The 23,390-nt window shown below is 68.0% G+C and carries 24 protein-coding genes and 1 pseudogene; 9 read left to right on the top strand and 16 right to left on the bottom strand.

Features of this window, described 5'->3' with window-relative positions; all coding sequences use genetic code 11:
- Window positions 1–90: 90 nt before the first annotated feature.
- The 10 genes from FCI23_RS18135 to FCI23_RS18180 form a co-directional block, all read right to left on the bottom strand.
- On the bottom strand, window positions 91–1,116 hold the full coding sequence (locus FCI23_RS18135; RefSeq protein WP_246143807.1) for an acetamidase/formamidase family protein: 1,026 nt from the start codon (window positions 1,114–1,116) through the stop codon (window positions 91–93).
- Between the two features lie 107 nt (window positions 1,117–1,223).
- Window positions 1,224–1,625 (bottom strand): gamma-glutamylcyclotransferase, encoded by a 402-nt coding sequence (locus FCI23_RS18140; RefSeq protein WP_246143808.1) that lies wholly within the window; start codon window positions 1,623–1,625, stop codon window positions 1,224–1,226.
- A gap of 34 nt (window positions 1,626–1,659) precedes the next feature.
- On the bottom strand, window positions 1,660–2,310 hold the full coding sequence (locus FCI23_RS18145) for a GntR family transcriptional regulator (RefSeq protein ID WP_136724944.1): 651 nt from the start codon (window positions 2,308–2,310) through the stop codon (window positions 1,660–1,662).
- Window positions 2,307–3,197 carry a hypothetical protein gene (locus FCI23_RS18150; RefSeq protein WP_136724945.1) on the bottom strand — a complete coding sequence of 297 codons (891 nt, stop codon included), beginning with the start codon at window positions 3,195–3,197 and terminating at the stop codon, window positions 2,307–2,309. The genes FCI23_RS18145 and FCI23_RS18150 overlap by 4 nt, the downstream gene beginning before the upstream one ends.
- 50 nt (window positions 3,198–3,247) lie before the next feature.
- Window positions 3,248–4,624 (bottom strand): allantoinase AllB, encoded by a 1,377-nt coding sequence (gene allB, locus FCI23_RS18155; protein WP_136724946.1) that lies wholly within the window; start codon window positions 4,622–4,624, stop codon window positions 3,248–3,250.
- Between the two features lie 341 nt (window positions 4,625–4,965).
- On the bottom strand, window positions 4,966–6,036 hold the full coding sequence (locus FCI23_RS18160; RefSeq protein WP_136724947.1) for an ABC transporter substrate-binding protein: 1,071 nt from the start codon (window positions 6,034–6,036) through the stop codon (window positions 4,966–4,968).
- A gap of 54 nt (window positions 6,037–6,090) precedes the next feature.
- The gene (locus FCI23_RS18165; protein WP_136724948.1) at window positions 6,091–6,912 is read right to left on the bottom strand and encodes an ABC transporter permease; all 822 of its coding nucleotides are present in this window, start codon (window positions 6,910–6,912) and stop codon (window positions 6,091–6,093) included.
- The gene (locus FCI23_RS18170) at window positions 6,909–7,667 is read right to left on the bottom strand and encodes an ABC transporter permease (protein WP_136724949.1); all 759 of its coding nucleotides are present in this window, start codon (window positions 7,665–7,667) and stop codon (window positions 6,909–6,911) included. Before FCI23_RS18170 ends, FCI23_RS18165 begins: the two co-directional genes overlap by 4 nt.
- On the bottom strand, window positions 7,664–8,494 hold the full coding sequence (locus FCI23_RS18175; protein ID WP_136724950.1) for an ABC transporter ATP-binding protein: 831 nt from the start codon (window positions 8,492–8,494) through the stop codon (window positions 7,664–7,666). The genes FCI23_RS18170 and FCI23_RS18175 overlap by 4 nt, the downstream gene beginning before the upstream one ends.
- Before the next feature lie 534 nt (window positions 8,495–9,028).
- Complete coding sequence (locus FCI23_RS18180; protein ID WP_136724951.1) at window positions 9,029–9,478, bottom strand: hypothetical protein; 450 nt, start codon at window positions 9,476–9,478, stop codon at window positions 9,029–9,031.
- 309 nt (window positions 9,479–9,787) lie between these two features.
- Here FCI23_RS18180 and FCI23_RS18185 point away from each other — a divergent pair, with 309 nt between their 5' ends.
- Window positions 9,788–10,042 carry a hypothetical protein gene (locus FCI23_RS18185; protein WP_136724952.1) on the top strand — a complete coding sequence of 85 codons (255 nt, stop codon included), beginning with the start codon at window positions 9,788–9,790 and terminating at the stop codon, window positions 10,040–10,042.
- Between the two features lie 75 nt (window positions 10,043–10,117).
- Here FCI23_RS18185 and FCI23_RS18190 read toward each other — a convergent pair whose 3' ends face one another.
- Together FCI23_RS18190 and FCI23_RS18195 are read right to left on the bottom strand one after the other, a co-directional pair.
- Complete coding sequence (locus tag FCI23_RS18190; protein WP_136724953.1) at window positions 10,118–10,456, bottom strand: hypothetical protein; 339 nt, start codon at window positions 10,454–10,456, stop codon at window positions 10,118–10,120.
- A 3-nt stretch (window positions 10,457–10,459) separates the two neighbouring features.
- The gene (locus FCI23_RS18195; protein WP_136724954.1) at window positions 10,460–10,870 is read right to left on the bottom strand and encodes a Fur family transcriptional regulator; all 411 of its coding nucleotides are present in this window, start codon (window positions 10,868–10,870) and stop codon (window positions 10,460–10,462) included.
- Here FCI23_RS18195 and FCI23_RS63785 point away from each other — a divergent pair.
- The 3 genes from FCI23_RS63785 (at window position 10,817) to FCI23_RS18210 (ending at window position 14,749) form a co-directional block, all read left to right on the top strand.
- The gene (locus FCI23_RS63785; protein WP_407645988.1) at window positions 10,817–11,254 is read left to right on the top strand and encodes a transcriptional repressor; all 438 of its coding nucleotides are present in this window, start codon (window positions 10,817–10,819) and stop codon (window positions 11,252–11,254) included. The genes FCI23_RS18195 and FCI23_RS63785 overlap by 54 nt on opposite strands.
- 33 nt (window positions 11,255–11,287) lie before the next feature.
- A complete protein-coding gene (gene katG / locus FCI23_RS18205; RefSeq protein WP_136724955.1) occupies window positions 11,288–13,519 on the top strand; it encodes a catalase/peroxidase HPI in 2,232 nt (743 codons plus the stop codon).
- Between the two features lie 93 nt (window positions 13,520–13,612).
- On the top strand, window positions 13,613–14,749 hold the full coding sequence (locus FCI23_RS18210) for a Fic family protein (RefSeq protein ID WP_136724956.1): 1,137 nt from the start codon (window positions 13,613–13,615) through the stop codon (window positions 14,747–14,749).
- Window positions 14,750–14,900: 151 nt separating this feature from the next.
- Here FCI23_RS18210 and FCI23_RS18215 read toward each other — a convergent pair.
- A pseudogene (locus FCI23_RS18215) lies at window positions 14,901–15,551 on the bottom strand (response regulator transcription factor); the annotation flags it as partial.
- Window positions 15,548–16,789: a sensor histidine kinase gene (locus FCI23_RS18220; protein WP_136724957.1), complete on the bottom strand. Its 1,242-nt coding sequence runs from the start codon at window positions 16,787–16,789 to the stop codon at window positions 15,548–15,550. The pseudogene FCI23_RS18215 and the gene FCI23_RS18220, both read right to left, overlap by 4 nt.
- A gap of 206 nt (window positions 16,790–16,995) precedes the next feature.
- Between FCI23_RS18220 and FCI23_RS18225 the strand changes: the two genes are divergently transcribed.
- The 4 genes from FCI23_RS18225 to FCI23_RS18240 all read left to right on the top strand — a co-directional run bounded on the left by FCI23_RS18225 (window position 16,996) and on the right by FCI23_RS18240 (window position 20,847).
- Entirely contained in the window at window positions 16,996–17,973 is a 978-nt protein-coding gene (locus FCI23_RS18225) for an ABC transporter ATP-binding protein (protein WP_136724958.1), read from the top strand.
- Window positions 17,970–19,514: an ABC transporter permease subunit gene (locus FCI23_RS18230; RefSeq protein WP_136724959.1), complete on the top strand. Its 1,545-nt coding sequence runs from the start codon at window positions 17,970–17,972 to the stop codon at window positions 19,512–19,514. The genes FCI23_RS18225 and FCI23_RS18230 overlap by 4 nt, the downstream gene beginning before the upstream one ends.
- Window positions 19,511–20,284 carry an ABC-2 transporter permease gene (locus tag FCI23_RS18235; RefSeq protein ID WP_136724960.1) on the top strand — a complete coding sequence of 258 codons (774 nt, stop codon included), beginning with the start codon at window positions 19,511–19,513 and terminating at the stop codon, window positions 20,282–20,284. The genes FCI23_RS18230 and FCI23_RS18235 overlap by 4 nt, the downstream gene beginning before the upstream one ends.
- A 74-nt stretch (window positions 20,285–20,358) precedes the next feature.
- Entirely contained in the window at window positions 20,359–20,847 is a 489-nt protein-coding gene (locus tag FCI23_RS18240; RefSeq protein ID WP_169316846.1) for a DHHA1 domain-containing protein, read from the top strand.
- A gap of 123 nt (window positions 20,848–20,970) precedes the next feature.
- Here the strand turns inward: FCI23_RS18240 and FCI23_RS18245 are convergent, their stop codons facing one another.
- Window positions 20,971–22,140, bottom strand: a complete 1,170-nt coding sequence (locus tag FCI23_RS18245; protein WP_136724962.1) for a hypothetical protein — start codon at window positions 22,138–22,140, stop codon at window positions 20,971–20,973.
- 171 nt (window positions 22,141–22,311) lie between these two features.
- Here FCI23_RS18245 and FCI23_RS18250 point away from each other — a divergent pair, with 171 nt between their 5' ends.
- Window positions 22,312–22,695 (top strand): winged helix-turn-helix transcriptional regulator, encoded by a 384-nt coding sequence (locus FCI23_RS18250; RefSeq protein WP_136724963.1) that lies wholly within the window; start codon window positions 22,312–22,314, stop codon window positions 22,693–22,695.
- Here FCI23_RS18250 and FCI23_RS18255 read toward each other — a convergent pair.
- On the bottom strand, window positions 22,665–23,237 hold the full coding sequence (locus FCI23_RS18255; RefSeq protein ID WP_136724964.1) for a GNAT family N-acetyltransferase: 573 nt from the start codon (window positions 23,235–23,237) through the stop codon (window positions 22,665–22,667). The genes FCI23_RS18250 and FCI23_RS18255 overlap by 31 nt on opposite strands.
- Window positions 23,238–23,390: the final 153 nt, after the last annotated feature.

Raw genomic sequence — 23,390 nt, forward strand, 5'->3', positions numbered from 1 at the left:
GCCAGACCGCGCAATATGGACTCGCGTTCCTGCACGCACAGCGGGTTCCCTTGACTCAACTGCCGCAACCTCCGGTTCAGCGCAAAGTGATCATGATCTCACGATGCACTGACCAGTTGAGAGCGCCCTCTCCAGGCTCCAATCTCCGCGCATCCCGAAATCCCCTTTGCGGATCAGGCAGTGCACGCCTTTGACGATGTCGACGACCTGCGAGACGGAGAAGTCGCCCGCAGCGCTGAGATACAGATACGCCTCGTTCTCGGTCATGCCGGTCTGCTCTGCGAGAAAGCGGACCGAGAGCTCGGCGCATCGGCGCATCGCCTCGTTGAGGTCTTCGTGCATACCGAGGATGATCCAGTGATCTTCGGTTTCCGCTACCGGCCACGCCGCGCGCTGCCCGGACAGCAGGCCCGGACCGGGTTTTGCCACCGACAGCCGGACCGTGGCGCGGAGCGAACCCTCCAGCGCGGTGAGCGCGATTTCGCCATTGCCCTGCGCGAAATGCGGGTCCCCCATGAAGAAGCCGGCTCCCGAAATCTGTATGGGCAGGAACAGGGACGACCCGGCGACGATTTCACGCATGTCCATGTTGCCCCCGAAAGAGCCGGGAGGAATCGTGCTCAACGGGGTTTCGCCCGTCGGTGTCACCCCGCACAGTCCCATGAACGGGGACAGTTCGATCGATGCTCGGCCGGTGCGGTAGTCGAACACCGCGTGGGTCTCGTTGTCGGAGAGGCTGCAAAAACGACTGAAAACAACCGGTGTGGTCCCGTTGTCGTTCCGTGGCAGTCGTTCGGGGAGGCATCCTCGCTGATGCCTGCTCGAGATGATCCCGTACGGTACGCGGGGTCGCAGATCGAGGAAATCGACCCTCAGCCAGTCACCCGCCTCGGCGCCCCGGACCCGCACCGGCCCGTGCACGATGTGCGGGCCCTTGGCCGGAGATTCCCGTTTGAGGCCAGAGGCCGCGATCTCGACGGCTTCGTCGAGAATGGCGTGGCGGGTTATACCGAACCGGCCGAAGTAGGACACGGGGTCCCGCCCCTGATCCTCCATGAGCCCCTCTGAGGAGACGGTGTCGAAGGTGACAATGTCACCGTCGTCCACCTCGAGCACAGGCGGTGTCGCCGGGGTGGGCAGCGTGCCCCAGGAAATCGTGTCCGGAGTCGACGGCAGGTAGTGGTCCGCGATGCCCGGGCCGGTTCCCGCCGTCAGGATTCCCATCAAGGCCGCCCGGTGGCCAGCGAGGCAAGGTGGTCGCGCCAACCGCCCGCGGCGGTGATCTCGTAGACATCGTCGTGATCGCTGGGAATCTCGCGGCAGACCATGCTCAGCGCGCCCCGACCGTCCTCGAGCCTGATGACCGACAATTCGAGCTCCGCCGGCTCGCGCGGAAGGAGCTTCTCCCGGAGTTCGGTGTAGGAGATTTCGTAGATCTCTCCGGGAACGGACCAGCCGCCCCGAGACACCGACGCGAGCCCGGGGAAGGTGTTGTAGAAGGAGAAGAACCGGTACTCCGGCGCGGTGCGGACGGGTCCGAGGAATTGCGCGGAGGCGAGAGCATCGTTGAGTTCACCTCCGCTCATCGCCTGGCCATTGACGAACATAGTGACGGTATCTGGCATGGGGGGCTCCTTGTGCCTGGAATCTTTGCGTCGGTCAGTCGAGTGTGGCGTTGCCGAATCCGCGCAGCGCGTGGATTCGAACAGCGGTCGTCGCGCGCTTGAGGTCTCCGCTGGAGAGCTCGTCGAGCAGGGCGCGGTGTTGGGACGCAGGCTCGTGTCCTGGCTGCTGGACGTAGTCGTCAGTGGGATAGAGAAATGCCTGGCGCTCGAAAAAGGACGAAGTGACCCGGGAGAAGGCGGCACGGTTGATAGCCATGTGCAGATCGAGATGGGCCATCGAGAACTGGGAGCTGCCGATCCCGTGATCCCGCAGGGCCGTCTCCAGTGGCGTCAACAGCTCATACAGCGGCGTCCAGTTCACCCGGTCGGCTCTCTCGGTGAGCATCCTGGCCGCCACCTCGTCGAAGGCGCAGCGCAGCAGGTGCAGTTCGGCGCGGGCTTCCGCGTCGATTTCGACCACGATCAGCTGGCCGCGTCTGACTCGCAGCACCAGCCCTTCGCTGGTCAGAGATTGCAGCGCCTCGCGGATCGGGGTGCGGCTGACGCCCAGCTCTTCGGCGATCTGCTCCTCGACCAGCCGGATGCCTCCGCCGTACTCCCCGGTCGTGATCCGCTGCCGGAGATAGCGGTAGACCCTCTCGCGCGCGTGGGGTTCTCCGCCTGCCGTGGCGGTGAGGTCGGTCATGCTGTCGCCGCCTTGAGGAGAGCCGCCCGGCAGGCGTTGGTGACTCGTTGCATGAACGTGCCCGACATGACATTCATGCCTGCCTGCAGTGCCGTGGCCTGAAGCGATGAGGTCCGGTTGTTGAGGTCGAAAAAACCGTTGCCGGGCGCCGCCAGACCCTCGAAGGGGAATGCGAACTCTCCGGCTTCGGAGGCGTCCGTCTCGCCCCACGTCGTGGTGTTGATGATCAGCGAGGGCGGCGCGGAGCCGAACTCCCCGAGGAGGTCGGCCGGTGCCACACTGTCCGCCGCGAACCGGAAGGCCCATTCGGCCAGCGCAGCGGAGTTCCGGGCGCTGCCGGCCAGGCGAGCGTGCGGCCATGCCCGCCTGGCCGCCAGCGCGACGGAGTTCGAAGACCCACCGGACCCGAGGATGAGCACGCTCTCGGGGCTCCGGCCGCCCATGACAGTCTCCATGGCGGCCTGCGCCGCCCAGCAGTTGGTGTTGACACCCACCGAGCGCCCGCGGTCCCGCACGATCGTGTCGACGACGCCTGTCTCCGTGGCCGAGGCGGTCAGGGAGTCCATCCGCTCGGCGACGGCCTTCTTCCACGGGCTCAGCACCAGCGCGACTTCCCAGCCGGTGTTGTCGATCAACGTTTCGGGGTCGCCGAAGGGGATGGCCTGCCCCAGCTCGACGTGCTCCCTGGCGAGAGCGTCCAGGAGCAGCCGGCCTTTCAGCGCGTGTGCCGCGGTCGTGCCGATGCCCGCGATCACGGCCGGCGGCCGTACGGATCCTTCTTCCGGTGCTCGCAGGCCGGATTCCTCCTGGCACCGGTTCACGGCACGCCGTGTCGTCTGCGCGCCGCCGCTGGCACCGCTCAGCAGGCTCACCTGTGAAGTGGTCACGTTTCCCCTTTGTTCTCTCATCACTGAACAGGCGCTCCGTCGCACGGCTTTCATGCGCCGGCGGTCGCGAGCGGAACCCGTGCGGGACGAACCTGTCGGCCCGCCGGATTCCCGATTATCGCGCCCTTCTCGTAGATCAGTCCGCCGCGCAGATACGTGGCCACGACCGCCCCCGTCAGCGCCCAGCCCTCGTACGGGGTGACGTTGTGCTTGGAGTGCATCGAGGTGCCGTCCACGACCGCCTGGGTCGCGGGGTCGACCAGCACGAGATCGGCATCGAAGCCGGGCGCCACCTGGCCTTTGGCGGCCATCGACCATTTCCGGGCCGGCGTGTATGAGCACAGCCGGACGATGTCCTCAACGGTCAACCTGCCCTGTGCCGCGGCCGTGAGGAGCAGCGGCAGCATGGTCTCGACCCCGATGAACCCCCCGTATGCCTTCCACACGTCCTGTTCGGCCTGCTCGGCGGCGGTATGCGGCGCGTGGTCGGTGGCGATGACGTCGATGTCGCCCAGGCCGAGACCCGCCCAGAGGGCGTTGACGTCCGCCGCCGGCCGGATGGGAGGGTTGAGCTTGATGAGGTTCCCGTAGGTGTCGTAAGCGGTGTCGTCCAGGAGCAGGTGCCCGACGAGGACCTCAACGCTGACCCGATGCCCCTCGGCGCGCAGGTCGCGTACCCGCTGCAGGCCGTCGGCGGTGGACAGATGGTGGATATGCAGTTTGGCCTTCGCCTCGGTGGCCATGGTGATGATGCGGGTGACCGCTTCCACCTCGACGAACGCCGGCCGTCCTTCGAGGTGCGCGCGGGGGTCCGTACGACCGGATGACCGCAGGCGGTCGCCGAACATGCGCAGCAGATGATCGTTTTCGGCGTGTACTCCGACGACGAGACCGGCCGCGGCAGCGGCTTCCAGACCCCGGAAGATCGCGGCGTCGTTCGGGCAGCGGTTGTCCCCGGTGGTCTGCCCCATGAAGAGCTTGAACCCCATGGCGCCGAGCTCGGCCATCCCGGCGATCTCATCGGCGTTGTCGTGGTCGAGCATCCCGTACAGACCGAAGTCGACGTAGGCCTTCTCCTTCACCAGGTCAAGCTTCTGCCGGTAACGCTCAGCCGTGGCGACCGGAGGGGAGGTGTTCGGCATGTCGACCACGGTGGTGACCCCACCCGCGGCCGCGGCGCGGGTGCCGCTGGCGAAGTCCTCCTTCTCGGTCATGCCGGGTTCACGCAGATGCACATGGACGTCGACGAGCCCAGGCAGGACAAGCAGCCCGGTCGCGTCCACTGTCGGCAGGCCCTCGACGGCCAGATCCTCACCGACCGCAATGATTCGGCCGTCACGGATGGCGACGTCGTTCCGGCGGCGCCCGTCGTGCGAGACGACGGTTCCGCCGGTGAAGACGAGATCGGGCGTGGCGTTGTCAGACATGGAAGTACCCTTCGATCAACGGTCTGCGGAACTAGTGCCGCGACCGGCGATGTTTGCCGTCAAGGAGCGGCGTCCGGTGCGTGCGTGCGATCGCAAGGCGGCCGGAGGCCCTCGTAGCGGAGCTACTCGGGCCTTTGGCCAACGCAGCTCGACGTGGCAAACGGTGCCGGAAGGGGCACTAGGAGTGTGCTGAAGATCGATGCCGGCTCAGCGACGGCCACCGGTGCTGCAGCCGCAAGGCGGACGGATCCCCGGATAGCGGTGTCCATCTGCGGATTCGGCCAACGCAGCAGATGCGCGCGCTGGACGCCTGGAGCCCGGTATAGATCTTCAGTGCGCTCCTAGACGGCCAGGCTGGGGTTCTCTTTGTACAGCTCGCGGATGAGACTGAGGTCGAAGAGATTGCCGACGGTGAGTCTCATCCCGCCCGCGGCGATGGACTTGATGTTCTCGGCAGCCGCCTGGTCGGAGATACTCAGGATCTGTTGGTGCTTGGCGCCGTTGCGGATCAGTGCGTTCCCGGCCTTGCAGGAGTCGAGCGTCGCCTTGGGATCGAGCTTGAGGTCCTTCCCGTAATCGTTGACCGTGATGTCGGTGGCCAGTTGCGGGTTCGCCAGCACGTCCTGCCAGCCCCGGATCTCGGCCTTGAGGAATGCCTTGACCTTGTCCCGGTGCTTGTCGATGTTGTCCTGGGTGGTGATGTAGGTCTGACCGACCAGCGGGAACCCGACATCCGCCAGCAGCATGTTGGTGACGTCGAACCCCTTGTGCTGCAGATCGACCGCCTGGGCATTGATGAACCCGAGGTAGCCGTCGATCTCGCCCTTCGTTATGCCGATCGGGTCGCCCTGCACCGGGACGGTCTTGATGCGCGAGGTGTCGAGTTTGAGCGACGCGAGGAAGGACCGCCACACGGGCTCGCTCGACGACGCACATCCGATGGTCTTCCCATAGAGATCGTGCGGCGTCCTGATCGGCTTGGAGGTCATTGAAATGACAGATCCGGCGTAACGCTGGTACACCGCACCGATGATCTTCAAGGGGGCGCCCTGGACGACCGCCGCGCCGACGATCGGCACCTGCGACACCCCGGCGAAGGTCCGGCTGAGCACGTCCGACTCGATCGGCGGCGCGGTCGGCCCGCCCGCTATCAGTTGGTCGCCGCTGAACCCCGCGGCCTTGTAGTAGCCGTTCTTGTCCGCGAAGTAGCTTCCGGCAAACTCGGTGTTCTTGATCCAGGCCAGGCGCTGGGAAGCGATTCCGAAGCCGGTGGAACCCGTAGAGCCAGTGCCGGCGGAGCCGGTGCCGGATCCGCTCGAGCCGCAGGCGGCGAGACCCGGTGCCGCGAGGGCTAGGCCGCCGAGGGCGAGCCCCCGGACCAGGAACTGGCGTCGGTCGACCTGTGAAGTCATGGTTGTGCTCCATGTCTGACGAAAGAAACGGGTAGATGCCGGCCGGCGTGATCGTCAGCGGGCCGAGTACATACGTGATCTGACGACTGCTTCCGCGAGCGAGACAAACTGGTAGATCGCCACGCAGACAATGGTCAGCACGACCACCGACGACCAGAGGCGCCCGAACTGGAACTCGTTGGAGTCGCGCAGCATCTCACCCCCGAGCCCGGCGCTGGAGGCTAGCCACTCGGACAGCAGCGCGCCGACGATGGAAGTGGTCACCGTGATCCGGGCCGCGGTGAACCAGGTCGGAATGGCGTGCGGTAGCGCGACCTTGGTGAACGACGTCCATGTCGAGCCGCCGAACGCGTTGCATACGTCAAGGTCGGTTCTGGGGGCGGACCGGATCCCCTGCAGCATGGTCAGCAGCGCCGGGACGAACACGATCGCGGAGCCGATGACCGCTGTGCCGACCGATCCCCGTCCGAAGACAAGTACGAGGATCGGCGCGACCGTGACCATGGGGATGGCGTGAAGTGCCGTCATCGTTGGGGCGAACATCTGCTCGATGGTGTCCGAGAAGTAGAACAGCACGGATACGGCAGCGGCGAGTGTCAGCCCGAGCGCGAACCCGAGCGAGGCGTCGGTCAGGGTACGGGCGAGAAGGGCCCCGATGGCGGACCGGTTCGCCGCCGCACCCGGCGCCGTCACCAGGTAGTTCCACACGTCCACGGGCGATTTGGCGACGAGCGGGCTCACGTTCACCGTCCGCAGGAACACCGTCCAGACGATGACGATGGCGGCGACCGTGCCGAAGAGAGTGAGAGCGCTCCGCGCGGCGCGGCGGGCGAAGGCGCCGACGGCATTTCCCGGAGGTGTGATCGCGGTGCTCATACTGCCTCGTCCGGTATGCCTGCCGCCCACGGGGTGGCGATTCTCTCCACGGCGCTGACGGCGAGGAATCCGATCCCCGCGAGAAGACTCGACACGAGTGTGATGCCCCACGTGCGGACGACGTTGCTGGACTGCTGGGCGACAACGAGGGCCGCGCCCAGGCCGGTTTGCTGACCCATGAACTCGCCGATGACGGTGCCTAGGATCGCGGCCGGGACCGCGATCTTCATAGCGGTGAGGATGCTGGGCAGGGCAGCGAGCAATTGGACTTTGCGCAGCACCGCATACCGGCCGCCGCCGTACGCGCGGACGAGGTCCTCGCTGCTCCGGTCCGCCTGCCCAAGACCGTTGACGCTGCCGACAAGTGTGGGGAAGAAGACCGACACCGCAGCCATGACCGTGGAGGTCGCCGTCCCATTGAAGCACGCGGCCAGGATGGGCGCGATCGCGATCAGAGGGATACACGCGGACGCGATCCCGATCTGCAGGACCAGTTTCTCCAGCCAGGGGATCAGGACCACTGACGCGGCGCACGTGATGGCGACGAGGTTTCCCCACAGATAGCCGAGGGAGGCCGAGGTCAGCGTCACCGGGACATGGAGTCCGTAAAATGCCGCGCCGTCGGAGACCACACCCGCGACGACCTGCGCTGGCGGCGCTATCGCGGGGCCGAGGACACCCGTTGTTCCGACGATCTGCCACACGAGCAGGACGATGCACGTTCCAGCCACGCGGAGCAGGAGTTTCCGATTCATCGCGGCCCACCCGACTTCGCGTACGGCGAATCGTGCTGCCCGGCGTCTCCCTGGGCGGCGGAGTCGAAGAGAATCGAAGACAGGAGATCCACGTAGTGGTGGAATTCGCTGGAGCGCATCATCTCCGGCGTCCTCGGACGTGGCAGGTCGACGCCGACCACTCTCTCGACCCGTCCGGGCCTCGCGCTCATGACGACCACAGTGTCGGACAGGAAGACCGCCTCAGCGATGCCGTGGGTGACCATCAGCGTCGTAGCCGGCCGCTCGGTCCAGATCCGGAGTAGCTCCACGTTCAGGTTCTGCCGGGTCATGTCATCAAGTGCCCCGAAAGGCTCGTCCAGGAGCAGGATCCGAGGCTTGACCACCAAGGCCCGGGCGATCGCGACTCGCTGGCGCATGCCGCCGGACAGTTGACCCGGTCGCGCGTCTTCGAATCCGGTCAGACCCACGAGATCGATGAGCTCCTGGATCAGGCTCCCATCCCTCCGCAGCCCCGCGATCTCCATCGGCAAACCGATGTTGGAGCGCACCGATCGCCAGGGCAGCAGGGCACTGTCCTGGAAGGCGATGCCGAGATGATGACGCTTGCGCATGTCGGCCGGCGTCTCACCGTGTACCAGGGCCTGCCCGCCGGACTGCCGCTCCAGCCCCGCCAGGATGCGAAGGATGGTGCTCTTCCCGCACCCCGACGGCCCCAGGAGGGAGACGAACTCGCCTTCGGCGGAGTGAATGTCGACGCCGTCGAGGGCGGTCACCTCCCGGCGCCCCACGCGGAACTTCTTTGTCAGATTGCCGATCTGGATGCCCGGTGGTGTCGGTGAGACCATGCTTTCTCCTTGGTTGGATCCGAGCTTGCATCCAACTTTGGATCCAAGTTCGGATCCGACCCTAGGAGCAGTCTGTAACGGCAGGATTAAGTCCTGAGGCGTGTGGAAGTTACGTTCTGCTCACCTTGTTCGCTGCTGCGTTGCGCCGACAGGCCCCGCAGCGTGCTCACCAGCACGTACGCCAGGCCGCCGCCCGGGGCCCTGACCTTTTCTTCTCCGGGATGCTCCCGGGTTCTTCTCCGGGATGCCCCCGGGCGCTGAATGCGCCAGCCTGGGCAGCGATCTCGTGACTACAAGAAGAGAGGGCGAACGCTGGCGCGAAAGCCCGGCATCGGGATCTGTGGGGCTCGTCGAGGTCGTGGACGGTGGCTGGCTGCCCGGAGGCGTGAGGGGGTCGTTGTTCTCGGGCCCGGTGAAGTCGATGCCCGTCGCGGGCCGTACGGCCACAGGCGTCCCGACGGCGTGCCCGCCCGAAAGGTGAGGCGGCGCGCACCGCGCCCTGTACTTCCTGCCGTCGGCTCCGCCCGTGGCCGGTCAGGTTCCCGGCCGCTGCGGTTCGGAGTTCGCCAACGGGGTGTCGATCTCGGCCAGCGAACGGAAGAGGTCGGCGTCCAGGGGATAGTCCCAGGTGGCGAGCTCGATCCGGCGGCCGTCGCGCCAGGCGAAGGCCGTGTGCATGATGCGTGGGTCACCCCAGGCGAAGAGCTCCGTGACGACCGGCACGCCCTCGATGGTGAGGGTTTGCTCGGCCCGGTCGTGCAAGGCATCGAAGGTGGGTGCGTCCGGTCGGCGGCGCAGTATCAGGGACAGTGCGGAGCGCGGCACGGACGCGAGGGTGGACGGCGACGCGGGAAGGGGGCTGTTGCCGATGACCACGCTGGGGCGTGGCTGGCGGGGCAGGAGATACGCGTGGGCGAGGGTGACGACGACTGACGTGCCGAGACGGCCGTACGCAGTCCGCTGCCGAACCGCCTGATGCATCATCAATTTTCGTACTCCTGGCCAGGCGTGTAGCGGGATGCCGAGCACGGGGGTAGGACAATTGCTGTTCGTGGTACGGCGGTTGTGACATGGCGACGCCCTTTGTGATGGATCCGTCCCTGTCGGCGCGGCTGGGCCCCCTTCGGGGGCCGGCCGCTACCAGCTAACTATGAGTGAACCGTTTCACACGGCTTGCCTGCAACTCCGGTCCACGCCACGTCGTGGACGGGATCGTCCGCAACGCACTGATCGGACGGCAGTTGCCTCGTCGAGCCGCGCAGGCCCGGACTCGAGGTGAGCACGGTCCTCCCGATGACTTCCGTCCTGCGCAACGCACGTCATGCCGACGAAGTCCTCGGCCTGCAGCGCAACGCACAGCGCGCCGTGGAGGCCGGCTACATCACGGCTCCATCTGCGCAGAAGTGGCTGGACGAGCTCGCCCGCGGCTCTCCCGCCAAGCCGCCAAGGCGATTTGAGGCCAGCTCGTCCGGGCTGAAGAGCTGGAAGCCGCCCCCCGGTGGCGCGCTGATGGGACGCCACCGCTGGAGCGTTTCGAGATCACCGTGACATCCGACCGGCCGTCAATCACCTGGCCTGGCCGCTGACCCTCTGCGCGGTTCTCAGCGAACTCGGCGCGATCGGTCAGACGGGAAAGACCTTGACCTTGGAGTTGTCGGCGCCGCGCTCCAGGCTCGAGCGGTCCAGACACTTCCCGAGGAGCTTTTCCAGGTCGTCCGGGTCGGATGTGAGAATCCGGGCGGGCTTGTCGGAGGTGGTGATCGCCGTCGCGGTGACCACCGCGTCAATGGCGTATTTGTGACCGTGCAGACCTGCGGATTTGAGCAGGTCCGACGCCCGCCGGGCGAGGTCCTTGGTGAGCGGTTCCACGGTCAGCCGGGACAGCGGCAGGCGCTGGGTGAGTACGGTCGGCTGCTCCTCCCAGACCACACAGCGCGGCCCCTCCTCGGACAGGGCAAACATTGCTCAGGCGCAGGATGGGCACAGCCCGCGGTAGGTGACCTCGACCTCGGACACCGTGAAGCCGAACCGTTCCTCCGCCGGGAGGTCGGCCAGCGGATTGCCGGTCGGGTGGACATCGCGGACGGCGCCGCAGTTGGAGCACACCAAGTGCTGGTGCGGATGGTGTGCGTTGGGGTCGTAGCGCTTGGCGCGGCCGTCGGTGGAGACCTCTATGACCTCACCGAGGGAGACCAGCTCGCCCAGGGCGTTGTAGACGGTCGCCCGGGAGATCTCGGGCAGCCGCTGTGCCGCGCGGGCGTGCACCTCGTCGGCTGTGAGATGCACGTGGTCGCCGTCGAGGACCTCCGCAACGACACGCCGCTGGGAGGTCATCCGCCAGCCACGCCCTCGCAGTCGCTCCAGCAGGTCACTCATATCGGTTCACCTATTCAGGTTCGGTGGGATACCCGAAGTTTACGGGTGGACGTCCGGGTTCCGATTGGATATGGGTCTGGCGCGCTTCTTGACTTGGACTCTGTCCATCGTAGGATCAGTTCCGGCGATAGCCAAGGGACAGGAGGACTCCAGTACGGCAGGGCCCTCCACGCGCTCACCGAGACGGGACTCGTACGCCGCATCGAACTGGCCGGCAGCCAGGCCCGGTTCGAGGGACGCGTCGCGTCTTCGCCTGACGCCGACCGCGCGGTCGGCGAGGCCCCCTGCCTGACCGCGTCCGACGACCGCGGCTTCTCGACCGACGAGGCCGAGGTCATCTACTGGGGCCTGTGCCCCGGCTGTTCCACCGCCCGCAGTTCCTGAGCACCGTGATCCGCCTGGTCCGAAAGGATTCCCATGACTGAGAACCATGACGCAATCGTCGTAGACGCGAAGACGGAGGGCGGAGGTGGCTGCCCGGTCGCGCACGGGCGCGCCTCGCACCCGACTCAGGGCGGCGGAAACCGCCAGTGGTGGCCGGAGCGGCTCAACCTGAAGATCCTCGCCAAGAACCCCGCCGTGGCCAACCCCCTCGGCGAGGAGTTCGACTACGCCGAGGCGTTCAAGACCCTCGACCTCCCGGCCGTGAAGCAGGACATCGCGGAGGTGCTGACGACGTCGCAGGACTGGTGGCCCGCCGACTTCGGCCACTACGGCCCGTTCATGATCCGGATGGCCTGGCACAGCGCGGGCACCTACCGGATCAGCGACGGCCGCGGCGGCGGCGGGGCCGGCCAGCAGCGCTTCGCCCCCCTCAACAGCTGGCCGGACAACGGGAACCTCGACAAGGCCCGCCGCCTGCTGTGGCCGGTCAAGAAGAAGTACGGCCAGAGCCTCTCGTGGGCCGACCTCATGATCCTCACCGGCAACGTCGCTCTGGAGTCGATGGGCTTCGAGACCTTCGGCTTCGGCGGCGGCCGTGCGGACGTCTGGGAGCCCGACGAGGACGTCTACTGGGGTCCCGAGACCACCTGGCTCGGCGACGAGCGCTATACCGGCGACCGGGAGCTGGAGAACCCCCTCGGCGCGGTCCAGATGGGCCTCATCTACGTCAACCCGGAAGGCCCGAACGGCAACCCGGACCCGCTCGGCGCGGCCCGCGACATCCGTGAGACGTTCCGCCGGATGGCGATGAACGACGAGGAGACGGTCGCCCTGATCGCCGGCGGCCACACCTTCGGCAAGACCCACGGCGCGGGCCCGGCGGACAGCGTGGGCGCCGACCCCGAGGCCGCCCCGATCGAGGCGCAGGGCCTCGGCTGGAGCAACTCCTTCGGCACCGGCAAGGGCGGCGACGCGATCACCAGCGGTCTCGAGGGTATCTGGACGAACACCCCGATCACGTGGGACAACAGCTTCTTCGAGATCCTGTTCGGCTACGAGTGGGAGCTGTTCCAGAGCCCCGCCGGTGCGAACCAGTGGAAGCCGAAGGAGGGCGCCGGGGCGGGCACCGTCCCCGACGCCCACGACGCGTCGAAGAGCCACGCCCCGACGATGCTGACGACCGACCTCGCGCTCCGGTTCGACCCGGCCTACGAGCAGATCTCGCGACGCTTCCTGGAGAACCCCGACGAGTTCGCGGACGCCTTCGCCCGGGCGTGGTTCAAGCTGACCCACCGCGACATGGGCCCGGTCGTGCGCTACCTCGGCCCGGAGGTCCCGGCCGAGACGCTGCTGTGGCAGGACCCCCTCCCCGCGGTGACGCACGAGATCGTCGACGCCGAGGACATCGCCTCCCTCAAGGGCCAGATCCTGGCCTCGGGCCTGTCGGTGTCCCAACTCGTGTCTACCGCATGGGCGTCGGCCTCGTCCTTCCGCGGCAGCGACAAGCGCGGCGGCGCCAACGGTGCGCGCATCCGCCTCCAGCCGCAGAGCGGGTGGGAGGTCAACGACCCCGACCAGCTGGCGACGGTGCTGCGCACCCTGGAGGGGATCCAGGAGGCCTTCAACGCCGCCCAGACCGGGGGCAAAGCGGTCTCGCTCGCCGACCTGATCGTGCTCGCCGGTGGTGCCGCCGTCGAGCAGGCCGCCAAGGACGCCGGCTTCCACGTCGAGGTCCCTTTCACGCCGGGCCGCGCGGACGCGTCGCAGGAGCAGACCGACGTGGAGTCGTTCACCGCGCTCGAGCCGACCGCCGACGGGTTCCGCAACTACCTCGGGAAGGGCAACCGGCTGCCGGCCGAGTACCTGCTGACCGACCGGGCGAACCTCCTGACCCTGAGCGCCCCCGAGATGACGGCCCTCGTCGGTGGCCTTCGCGTCCTGGGCGCGAACTACCAGCAGTCCACGCTCGGCGTCTTCACCACGACTCCCGGGTCTCTGACCAACGACTTCTTCGTCAACCTGCTCGACCTGGGCACGACGTGGAAGGCGACGTCCGGGGACGCGAACACGTTCGAGGGTCGCGACGCCGCCACGGGCGAGGTCAAGTGGACCGGCAGCCGTGCCGACCTCGTCTTCGGGTCGAACTCCGAGCTGCGCGCGCTCGCGGAGGTCTACGCGAGCGATGACGCGAAGGAGAAGTTCGTGAACGACTTCGTCGCGGCGTGGGACAAGGTCATGAACCTCGACCGGTTCGACCTCGTCTGATCATGATGTCCAGGTCGGCCCGCGCCGGCCGACCTGGACGTCCTCAGCCCGAAGAAGCTTGACGTGATGATTATGTCATTCTATCGTTGACGCATGCTCTACCCCACCCCCTCCCTGAGTCCCGACGACGGGCGCGTACTCAGCGAGGTCGACCGCATGCGGGAAGCCCTGCGGCACCAGGTGCGCGCCACCCCCTCGAAGTGGACTACAGGCCTGCGGAAGTTCCTGACCGCCGACGCCGTCGCGGCCTCCAACTCCATTGAAGGCTTCAAGGTGGCGACGGTCGACGTCGAGGACCTCCTGGAGGGGGAACGCGACGTAGAAGTCTCCGAGGAGAACCGCGAGGAGACCCTTGCCTACCAGCAGATGATGACGTACATCCAGACACTCCACGACGTCGAGGACTTCAGCTACAGCAAGGGCCTCTTCAACGCACTGCACTGGATGCTCCAGGGGCACCGGCACAGCATCCGCAAACCAGCCGGGCAATGGCGCCGGGGCCCCGTGTATGTCACCGACGCCCGCGACCCCAGCATCGCCGCGTACACCGCGCCTGACGCCAAGGGCGTGCCCGCCCTGATGCAGGAGCTCGCCGACTGGCTCAATGCAGAAGACGGCACTCACCTGCTGGTACGAGCCGCCATGGCACACCTTCACCTCGTGTCCATCCATCCCTGGGCCGACGGCAACGGCAGGATGTCCCGCTCCCTGCAGACGCTCATGATCGCCCGTGAAGGTGTCCTCGCCCCGGAGTTCTCATCCGTCGAGGCATGGCTCGGACGTCCCGGCAACACCTGGGAGTACTACCGCCAACTCACCGACCGCGGCTCTGAGTACCTTCCTGACCAGGACGTCTCCAGCTGGATCCGCTTCAACCTCACCGCCTACCACCAGCAGGCCCAGACCGTCCAAGGCCGTCTCGACCGCTCCGGACGGGTGTGGGGTGCGCTCTCCGAGTTCGCGGACAGCACCGGACTGGACGAGCGGGCAGTGACCGCTCTGCACGACGTGGCCATGGCCGGTCGCGTCCGCCGCTCGCGCTACGAACACGCCGAAGGCCTGAGCCTGCAGCAGGCCCAACGCGACCTCCGCGACCTCGTCACCGCTCAGATCCTCGAACCAGTCGGCCGCACCCGGGCGCGCTACTACACCGCCGGCCCCCGCTTCCCCGAGCAGGCGCTGAACGTCGCACACACGCCCATGACTCTGACCGACCCATATTCCACCTGACCGAGGTCCGGATCGCACGCCCACGGCCGAAAACGAGTTGCCAAGGCCGCCGCTCCCTTCAGGGAGGCGGGGCCGATGGCTTTTTCGACTTGCTGGCCGTCTCGCCGCTGACCAGATCTTGAGATATCGGCGCCGTGGCGGATGGGTCGGCGATGCGGTATCCCACGGTGGGGGTGGTGGTGATGACGGGCGGGGCGCCGAGCTTGCGGCGTAGGCGGCCGATGGTGACGGTTACGGTGTTGGTGAAGGGGTCCGCGTGCTCGTCCCAGGCCTGTTCGAGCAGGTCTTCTGTGCTGACGAAGGCGGGGCTGGCCCGCAGAAGCGCTTCGAGGACGGCGAACTCCTTGACCGACAGGTCGAGGTGGCGGCCGTCGCGGGTGACCGTGCGCCGTAGCGGATCGAGCTCGATTCCTGCGGCACGCAGGGTGCGGGCCCGTGCTGAGGGCTGGCGGCGGGCGAGGGCGCGGATGCGCAGGACGAGTTCGGGGAAGTGGAACGGCTTGGCGAGGTAGTCGTCGGCTCCCAGGCTCAGCCCGCTGACGCGGTCACCCGGCGAGCCGGCCGCGGTCAGCATCAGGACCATGACCCGGTCGTCGCGTTCGGTGATCATCTGGCAGATGGTGTCGCCGTGGATTCCCGGCAGGTCGCGGTCGAGGACGACGACGTCGTACGCGTTGGTGTCGAGCTTGGCCACCGCCTCCAGCCCGTCGTACGCGGCGTCCACGGCCATGCCCTGGTCGCGCAGGCCCTCGACCACCACATCGGCGAGGGACCGCGCGTCCTCGACCACCAGTACTCTCATGCCGGAACCCCCGTCCCTGCGGTGTGGGCCGCCAAGGGCAGCGAGATGCGGACGCGCAGGCCGCCTTCGGCGCGGGCGTGCAGGTCAAGGGTGCCGCCGTGGGCCGCGGTGATGGCTGCGACGATCGAAAGCCCGAGCCCGGACCCGCCGACTGTGCGGGTCCGGTCCGCGCCGAGCCGCCGGAACGGCTGGGCCAGCCGCGCGACCTGCTGCTGGTCGAGAACCTGGCCGCCGGTCTCGACGACCAGCTGTGCTGTTGTGCTGTCGGCCCCGGTGGCTATGCGGATCCAGCCGCCCTCATGATTGTGGCCGATCGCGTTGTCGATGAGGTTGCCGACCACGCGGGACAGGAGCGGCTGGCTTCCCCGGACCCACACAGCGTCGTATTCGCCCACTTCGTGCACGGTCAGGTCCTTGGCTGCGATGTCGACCGTGCGGGCGGACAGAACCGCGGACACCAGCCGGGTGAGCGAGAGCGTGGTGTGGTCGGGGAGGATGCCGTGTTGCGTGCGGGCGAGCACGAGGAGGCCTTCCAGTAGCCGGTCGACCTGGTCGAGTTCGGTGCGTAGACGATCGGCCAGCGCGATCGTTTGGGGTGGTGCGGGCTCCGGCTTGGCCACTGCCACATCGAGTGACGCCCGCATGGTGGCCAGCGGGGTGCGTAGCTCGTGGGAGGCGTTGGCGACGAAGCGGCGCTGGGCGGCGAAGGCGCCCTCAAGCCGTTCCAGCAGTTCGTCGATGGTGTCGGCGAGGTCCTTCACCTCGTCGCGGGGGCCGGACACGGCCAGCCGCTCGTGCAGGTTGTCCGCGGAGATTCGCCGGGTGGCCGCCGTGATCGTCCGCAGCGGGCGCAGCACCCGGCCCGCGACGACCCAGCCCAGTACGACCGACACAGCCGCCATAACGCCAATGGCGACGGCCGATCCCAGCAGGAGCTGATGCGACTGTGCCGCGTCCGCCTGGGAGAGCTGGGCCTCCAACTGGCTTATGTGGGCTTGGGCCTGCTCCGGCGTGGGCTGCTGATGCGCGGCCGGTTGGCCAGGCACGACCCGGGTGACTCGCGTTGCCCCGGAGGCCACGATGCCGGCGATGGCCAGCAGTGCGGCGCCGGACAGCAGGAACAGCCCGCCGTAGAGGGCGGTGAAACGCACCCGCACGTGGTGACGCGCCAAGGCGAAACGGTCGGCGGGATCGGCGGGATCGGCGAGTCGGCGAGGGAGGTCCAGCTGAGTTCCCATCGGTCCTCTCCCTGAGTTCGGTGCCCGTGCGCTGCCTTGGGCCTCTTACAGTCCGGCCGGTGCTGCGGCCACGTACTCCGGCCCGGGTATCAGCATGCCCGGCTGTACCTAACAGCGGTATGACGGCCTTCGTTCGGCCCACGTTATGGCGTTCAGCCCATGGTTCGGGCAAGGCAACGTGCCGGACGAAAGGGCAGAGCTACGACATGAGCGGCGAAATCAGCGGTGGCGGCCTCCACAGCGGCCCCAAGGGGGAAGCGACGATCGAGGTCATCGGCCTGCGCAAGAGCTTCGGGTCGACCCAGGCGTTGGACGGGATGTCCTTCACCGTCAGGCCGGGGCAGGTGACCGGGTTCGTCGGTCCGAACGGCGCGGGGAAGTCCACGACGATGCGAGTGATCCTCGGCTTGGACGCGGTTGAGAAGGGTGAGGCGCTGATCGGTGGCCGGCCGTATCGGAGTTTGCGGTGTCCGCTGAGTCATATCGGGTCGCTGTTGGATGCGGCGGCGTTGCAGCCGACCCGGACCGGCCGTAATCACCTGCTGTGGCTGGCCCATTCGCAGGGCCTGCCGGCCCGGCGGGTGGATGAGGTCATCGAGCAGGTCGGTCTGGCCAAGGCGGCCCGGCGGAAGGCGGGCGGGTACTCCCTGGGCATGCGGCAACGGCTGGGGATCGCGACGGCGTTGCTTGGTGACCCGCCGGTGATCACGCTGGACGAGCCGTTCAACGGTATGGATCCAGAAGGCATCGTGTGGATGCGCGGCTTCCTGGCGTCGCTGGCCCAGCAGGGCCGCGCTGTGCTGGTGTCCAGCCATCTGATGAGCGAGTTGCAGGACACGGCGGACCACTTGGTGGTGGTCGGGCGCGGCAGGGTCATCGCGGACACCAGTGTGCGTGAGCTGCTGGCGGGCGTGTCCCGCGGCCGGGTGACTCTACGGACCTCCGTGCGGACGCAGGCGACGGAGGCGTTGGCGGAGGCAGGTGCCGCCGTGACCGCTACCGGGCCTGAAACGCTCAGCATTTCCGGGCTGGTCACGGAAAGGGTCGTGGAAATCCTCGGCAGGAACGCGTTGCCCTTCTCGGAGGTGTCGGCGCATCGCGCGTCGTTGGAGGAGGCTTACCTGGAACTCACCCGGGACGTGGTCGAGTACCGCGGCGCCGTGGCCGGGGAGGCAGCCCGATGACCTCCACGATCACGCCGTACCGGCCGGGTGCGAGGGTTGGGCGGGACGGCTTCCGGCAGTTGCTGCGGGCGGAGTGGACCAAGTTCAGGACGGTGCGCGGCTGGGTGCTGGGTATGGCCGCCGCTGCGTTGGCGATGGTGGTGTTCGGGCTGCTCGCCATAGCCGGTGGTGCTGCTCATGGTGGTGCTCCTCCGGTTCCGAGGGGGCCGGGCGGCGAGGCCGTGAACGACAGTTTCTTCTTCGTGCACCAGGTGTTGGAGGGAGACGGCAGCATCACCGTTCCCGTGTCCTCGTTGACCGACGTGACCGGGCTGGGGCCACAGGGACATGCGCCTGGCATCTCGCCGTGGGCGAAGGCCGGGCTCATTGTGAAGGAGGGTCTCGCGCAGGGATCGGCCTACGCGGCGGTTATGGTCACCGGTGCTCACGGGGTGCGGATGCAGTACGACTACACCCATGACGTGGCCGGCATCGCCGGCGCCGTCTCCACTCAGTCCCCACGCTGGCTACGCCTGGTCCGGTCCGGCGACATGATCACCGGTTATGACTCCGCCGACGGCATCAGCTGGGTCCGGGTCGGCACCGCCCGACTGGCTGGGCTGGCATCAACCGTGCAGGCCGGGTTGTTTGTCGCCTCCCCGGAGGCCATGTCGGGGAGCGGCGTTGGTGCGGGCACCAGCCCCGCCGTGGCCGCCGCGGGCTTCGGCCCCGTCGGCCTGCGGGGCCAGTGGCCGGGCGGCGGGTGGAAGGGTGAGCAGTTGGGGGGCGGGGGCACCTCCGGCAGTTACACGAACACGACAAATGGCGGGTTCAAGCGGTCCGGCGGCGGGTTCACCGTGACAGGGGCCGGCGACATCGCGCCGGTCGTGGGCGGACTGGCCTTGGGGCCCGGCTTCACGATCGAGAATTTCCTCGTGGGCGCGTTCGCCGGGTTGATCGTGGTGATCGTTGTGGGGACGGTCTTCATCACCGCCGAGTACCGGCGGGGGCTGATCCGTACCACCCTGGCCGCGAGCCCGCGGCGGGCCCGGGTGCTGGCGGCCAAGGCCATCGTGCTGGGATCTCTCGCCTTCGCCGGCGGGCTGATCGCCGCCGCTGCAGCGATCCCGCTCGGCGAGCGAAGAGCGCGCGCCATCGGGTTTCGCGTGATCCCGGTGACGTCGCTGACCGAACTGCGCGTGGTGGCCGGCACCGCGCTGCTGCTCGCCGTCGCCGGCGTCCTGGCCCTCGCCATCGGCGCCATACTGCGGCGCAGCGCGGCGGCGGTCGCCATCGTCGTCGCCGCCACCGTACTGCCCTATATTCTCGCGGTCTCCGGCATCCTGCCCGCGGGCCCGGCGGATTGGGTGCTGCGGGTCACCCCGGCCGCGGGTTTCGCCATCCAGCAGAGCCTGCCGCGCTACACACAGGTGATCAGCACCTACACGCCATCGTCTGGCTATTTTCCGCTGGCGCCATGGGCCGGGTTCGCCGTGTTGTGCGGTTACGCCGCGCTCGCCTTCGGTACGGCCGTCGTCCTGCTACGTCGGAGGGACTCTTGAGGAACACGGTGCACGCGGAGTGGACGAAGCTGCGCACCCTGGGGGGTATTGGCTGGCTGCTGCTGGCCACGATCGGGCTGACTGTGGCGCTGAGCGCCGGGACGGCCAAGGCCGTCATATGCAGGGAAGGCTGTACCCAGGACATCACCAAGCTCAGCCTTACCGGGATCGACATCGGTCAGGCGGTGGTCGCTGTTCTGGCGGTGCTGGTGATCAGTGGCGAGTACAGCACCGGCATGATCCGTACGACCTTCACAGCCATGCCATTGCGGACCACGGTCCTGACCGCCAAGGCGATCGTCCTCAGTGGCGTGGTGCTGATGGCCGGGGCTGTCGCCGTGCTCGGCTCTGTGCTGGCCGGTCGGCTCATTCTGCCCGGCAACGGGTTCACCGCGGCGCAGGGGTTCGCGCCGCTGTCTCTGGCCGATGGGCCGACATTGCGCGCTGCTGTGGGGTCGGTTCTTTACCTGGTCCTGATCGCCCTGCTCAGCCTGGGCGCCGCGACCGCCGTCCGGGACGCCGCGACTGCCATCGGCATCGTGCTCGGCCTGCTCTTCATCTTCCCGATCCTCGCGCACGTGGTCTCCGACCCGGACTGGCAAAAGCACCTGCAGCAGATCGCGCCGATGACCGCCGGACTGGCCGTCCAGTCCACCAACGGTCTGGACAGCCTGCCCATCGGCCCATGGGCCGGTCTCGGCGTCCTCACCGCTTGGGCCGCCGGGGCGCTCCTCGTCGGCTGGCTGCTGCTCCGCCTCCGCGACGCGTAAGTCGCCGCCTGCGCCTTTCCCCGCGATCAGCGTGTAATTGTGCGCGCCTCAGGCGCCGGCTTCGCATCCTCAGCGTGCGCGAGGACGAAGTGGATGCGGTGGATGCTCCGCGCCCGGACCTGGAACTGGAGTCGCTGACCACTGCCCAGCAGGAACTGGACCGCCTGCGGACGGAGGAACTCCGCGCGAAAACCGGGCAACTCAGCACCCATGCCCGTCAAGTCCCCGGCGGCGAAATCGTTGCCGAGCGGGTGACTGACGTCGAGCCGAACGACCTGCGCGCCCTGGCCACCGAAGTGGTCGACAGAATCGGCCCGTCCGGCATCGTCACCCTCGGCATCGAACGAAACGGCAAGGCCTTCCTGGTCGCCGCTGTCTCCCTAGACCTGCTCGACCACGGCATCGAGGCCCGCCAGGCCCTCGGCGCCGCCGCCCGCGCAGTCGGCGGCGGCGCCGGAGGCAGGGGAGCCATCGCCAGCGCCGGCGGACGCCACGGCGAGGCCCTCGATCAAGCTTTGGCTAATGCCGCTGAGGATGCCATCCGCTTGCTCGACCGGCGCTGATCACGGCAGGAGCGTCCGGGGCAGTCAAAGCGCCAGCACCCTGGCTGTCCCGGACGGGGGCCCGGCCCTCATAGGGTCAGACCACCGAACCCCAGGTCGTACGTCTTGCCGACGCGGCGGCACTCAGCCAAGCGTGAGCATGAGCCCACCGACGAGGACCCACAGGAAGACCATCCAGCAGAGAACGGCGCAGACAAGGCCGACCACGACGCGCTGCCAGACGCGCGGTCCGCTGTAGGGGGCGAGCACCCGTCCGGGTGCTCGCTCAGCGGTCATGCCCGGGGTCCAGTCGGCGCCGCGGTGGGTGTGCCAGAAACGGTGCAGCATCCCGACTCTGAGCCCGAAATCGTGATCCCAGAGCAGGAATCCAAGGCGGGGAGCGGCCAGAAACGTGCGCCGCCCGTGCAGATCGGTCACCACGACTCGACGCCCACCGCGGCGCGGTTCCACCGTGATCGTTCGCACCTCTGACCACGCGAGGGTCTGGTGACGCAGCCCGTCGATGCGCAGATGCCCAGGCGTCAGGGTCGCACCGCTGCGCAAACACAACTGGCCTGCGGTGAACAGCAGCAGGATCGCTGCAAGCGATCCCAGGGCACGGCTGGTTGCCGTGGCGTGGTCCGTGCCGGGCCCGCCCGTGAACCCGGCGGCCGTGGCCTCCATGGCCAGGAGGGTGATCAGCATCGCCACCGGCACTGCCTGGAGGGCGGTAGGACGCAGGCGTAGCCGGTCGGGCAGCGGCTCCGGTGCCCTCGTGGATCCCGCGGAATCGAGCGGCTCGTGGTCGACGCCGCCGTAGGTGAGCCACCAATCGCGGATCGCGGCGGCCTTCGCGTCGAACTGCCGGTCCCAGGCCAGGAACGCGGTGCTGGGTATCCGCAGCGGCGTTCGGCGCCCATCCGTCTCGTACAGGACGACACGACGAGCGCCGGCACCAAAACGCTCTGCCTCGACGGCGGCCACACGCGTCCACGGGATGTCGCGTCGCCGCAGGCGGTGCACCGCGGCTACCTGCGGGGTCAACGTGACGCCGGCCCACCAGCCCTGCATCCAGACACTGGGCACGATCAGCACGGGCAACACCCAGAACTCCACCCGCATCCAGAGCGGCGGCCCGGGGAAACCAGGCGAGCGGTTCCACAGGAACAAGTGCAGGTACATGAACGGCATGAAGAAAAGCAGGGGAACGGCCATCGCCAGTCGCTGTGGCCAGGTGGCACGGTAGCGAACCCGTGCCTCCCCCTCGGACGGCTGCCGCTGCTCGCTGGTGGTGGCTATCGGCCCCGCGTCCATGACTGTCCTTCACGATGCGCTCAGTGCGGAGGGCAATATAACTGGTCAGAGCCATCCTGTGCAAGGAACTGCAACGCAATGGCTCGGCTCCGGCTGTGACGTTCGGTTGACCGATGGTCCGGCTTCCGCGAGGAGGCAGTTTCAACTGCCTAAGTTCCCTGGAGGGAACCCATGACGACCTCGCCGAACGCCGACAACGGCGCCCTGCTGAGTGACGTGCTGGCTCGGATCGGCGACAAGTGGTCGGTGATCGTGATCTGCCGTCTCGACGGCCGGCCTCGACGGTTCAACGAGCTCCGCCGCCTGGCCGAGGGCATCACCCAGCGCATGCTCAGCGCCACCCTGCGCCGCCTCGAGCGCGACGGCCTCGTGCGGCGAACCGTCTATGCGACCGTCCCGCCACAGGTGGAGTACGCCCTCACCGAACGTGGCCGCAGCCTCCACATGATCCTCTACCAGCTGGTCGACTGGACCGACGACCACCTCTCCGGCATCCAGGCCTCGCGTGCCGCCTACGACGCGGCTCATGCCGCTCCTCCGGAGCCGCGCGAATAGGTAGGGCGCCGTCGATGGCCTTGCGGGCGAGTACTCGTCAAGTGCCACCTGATCTCTCCATCATGCCATTCGCCGGTGGGCGTGAGCCCGGCGGCGGTGGCTACGGCGGCGGATCCGTGGTGTTCCGGGTGGATGTGGGCGATGACGGTGTGTACGGGCTGCTGCCCGAGCCAGCCGACGAGTCCTCGGGCGGCCTCGGTGGCGATGCCCCGCCCCTGCCACGGGGTCCCGACCACCCAGGCGATCTCGGCGACGGGTCCAGGGGCCGAGGGACCGAAGGTTGCCTGGACGGTGCCCACCAGGCAGGCCTCATCGCGGAGCCGGATCACCCAGTTGCACCAGGAGACGGCGGGGGCGGGCGAACCCGCCACCAGGCGTTGGTAGCGGGAACGCAGGGCCTCTGGGGTCGCCGGGGCGCCGCCGGTGAAGGTGTGCAGGTCCGGGTCGGACAGCACCGCGGCCATCTCCTCGGCGTGTTCGACAAGCAGGGGCAGGAGATCCAGGCGCCCGGTGCCGATGGCCTTGGCGCCGATGATGTTCATACCGCCCCCTGACTACCGCCGGCCGGCGGAGAACAGGCTGACCGAACGGGAGGAACGGCGAGCGAACCCCGGTTGCCGGCCCGGACTTTGGCCGGGTCGCCGGCCGACACGCCAGACCTCCGGCAGGGATCTTTGGCTGCAGGCGTGAGGGCT

The sequence above is a fragment of the Actinacidiphila oryziradicis genome (assembly GCF_005047355.1).
Classification (GTDB): Bacteria; Actinomycetota; Actinomycetes; order Streptomycetales; family Streptomycetaceae; genus Actinacidiphila; species Actinacidiphila oryziradicis.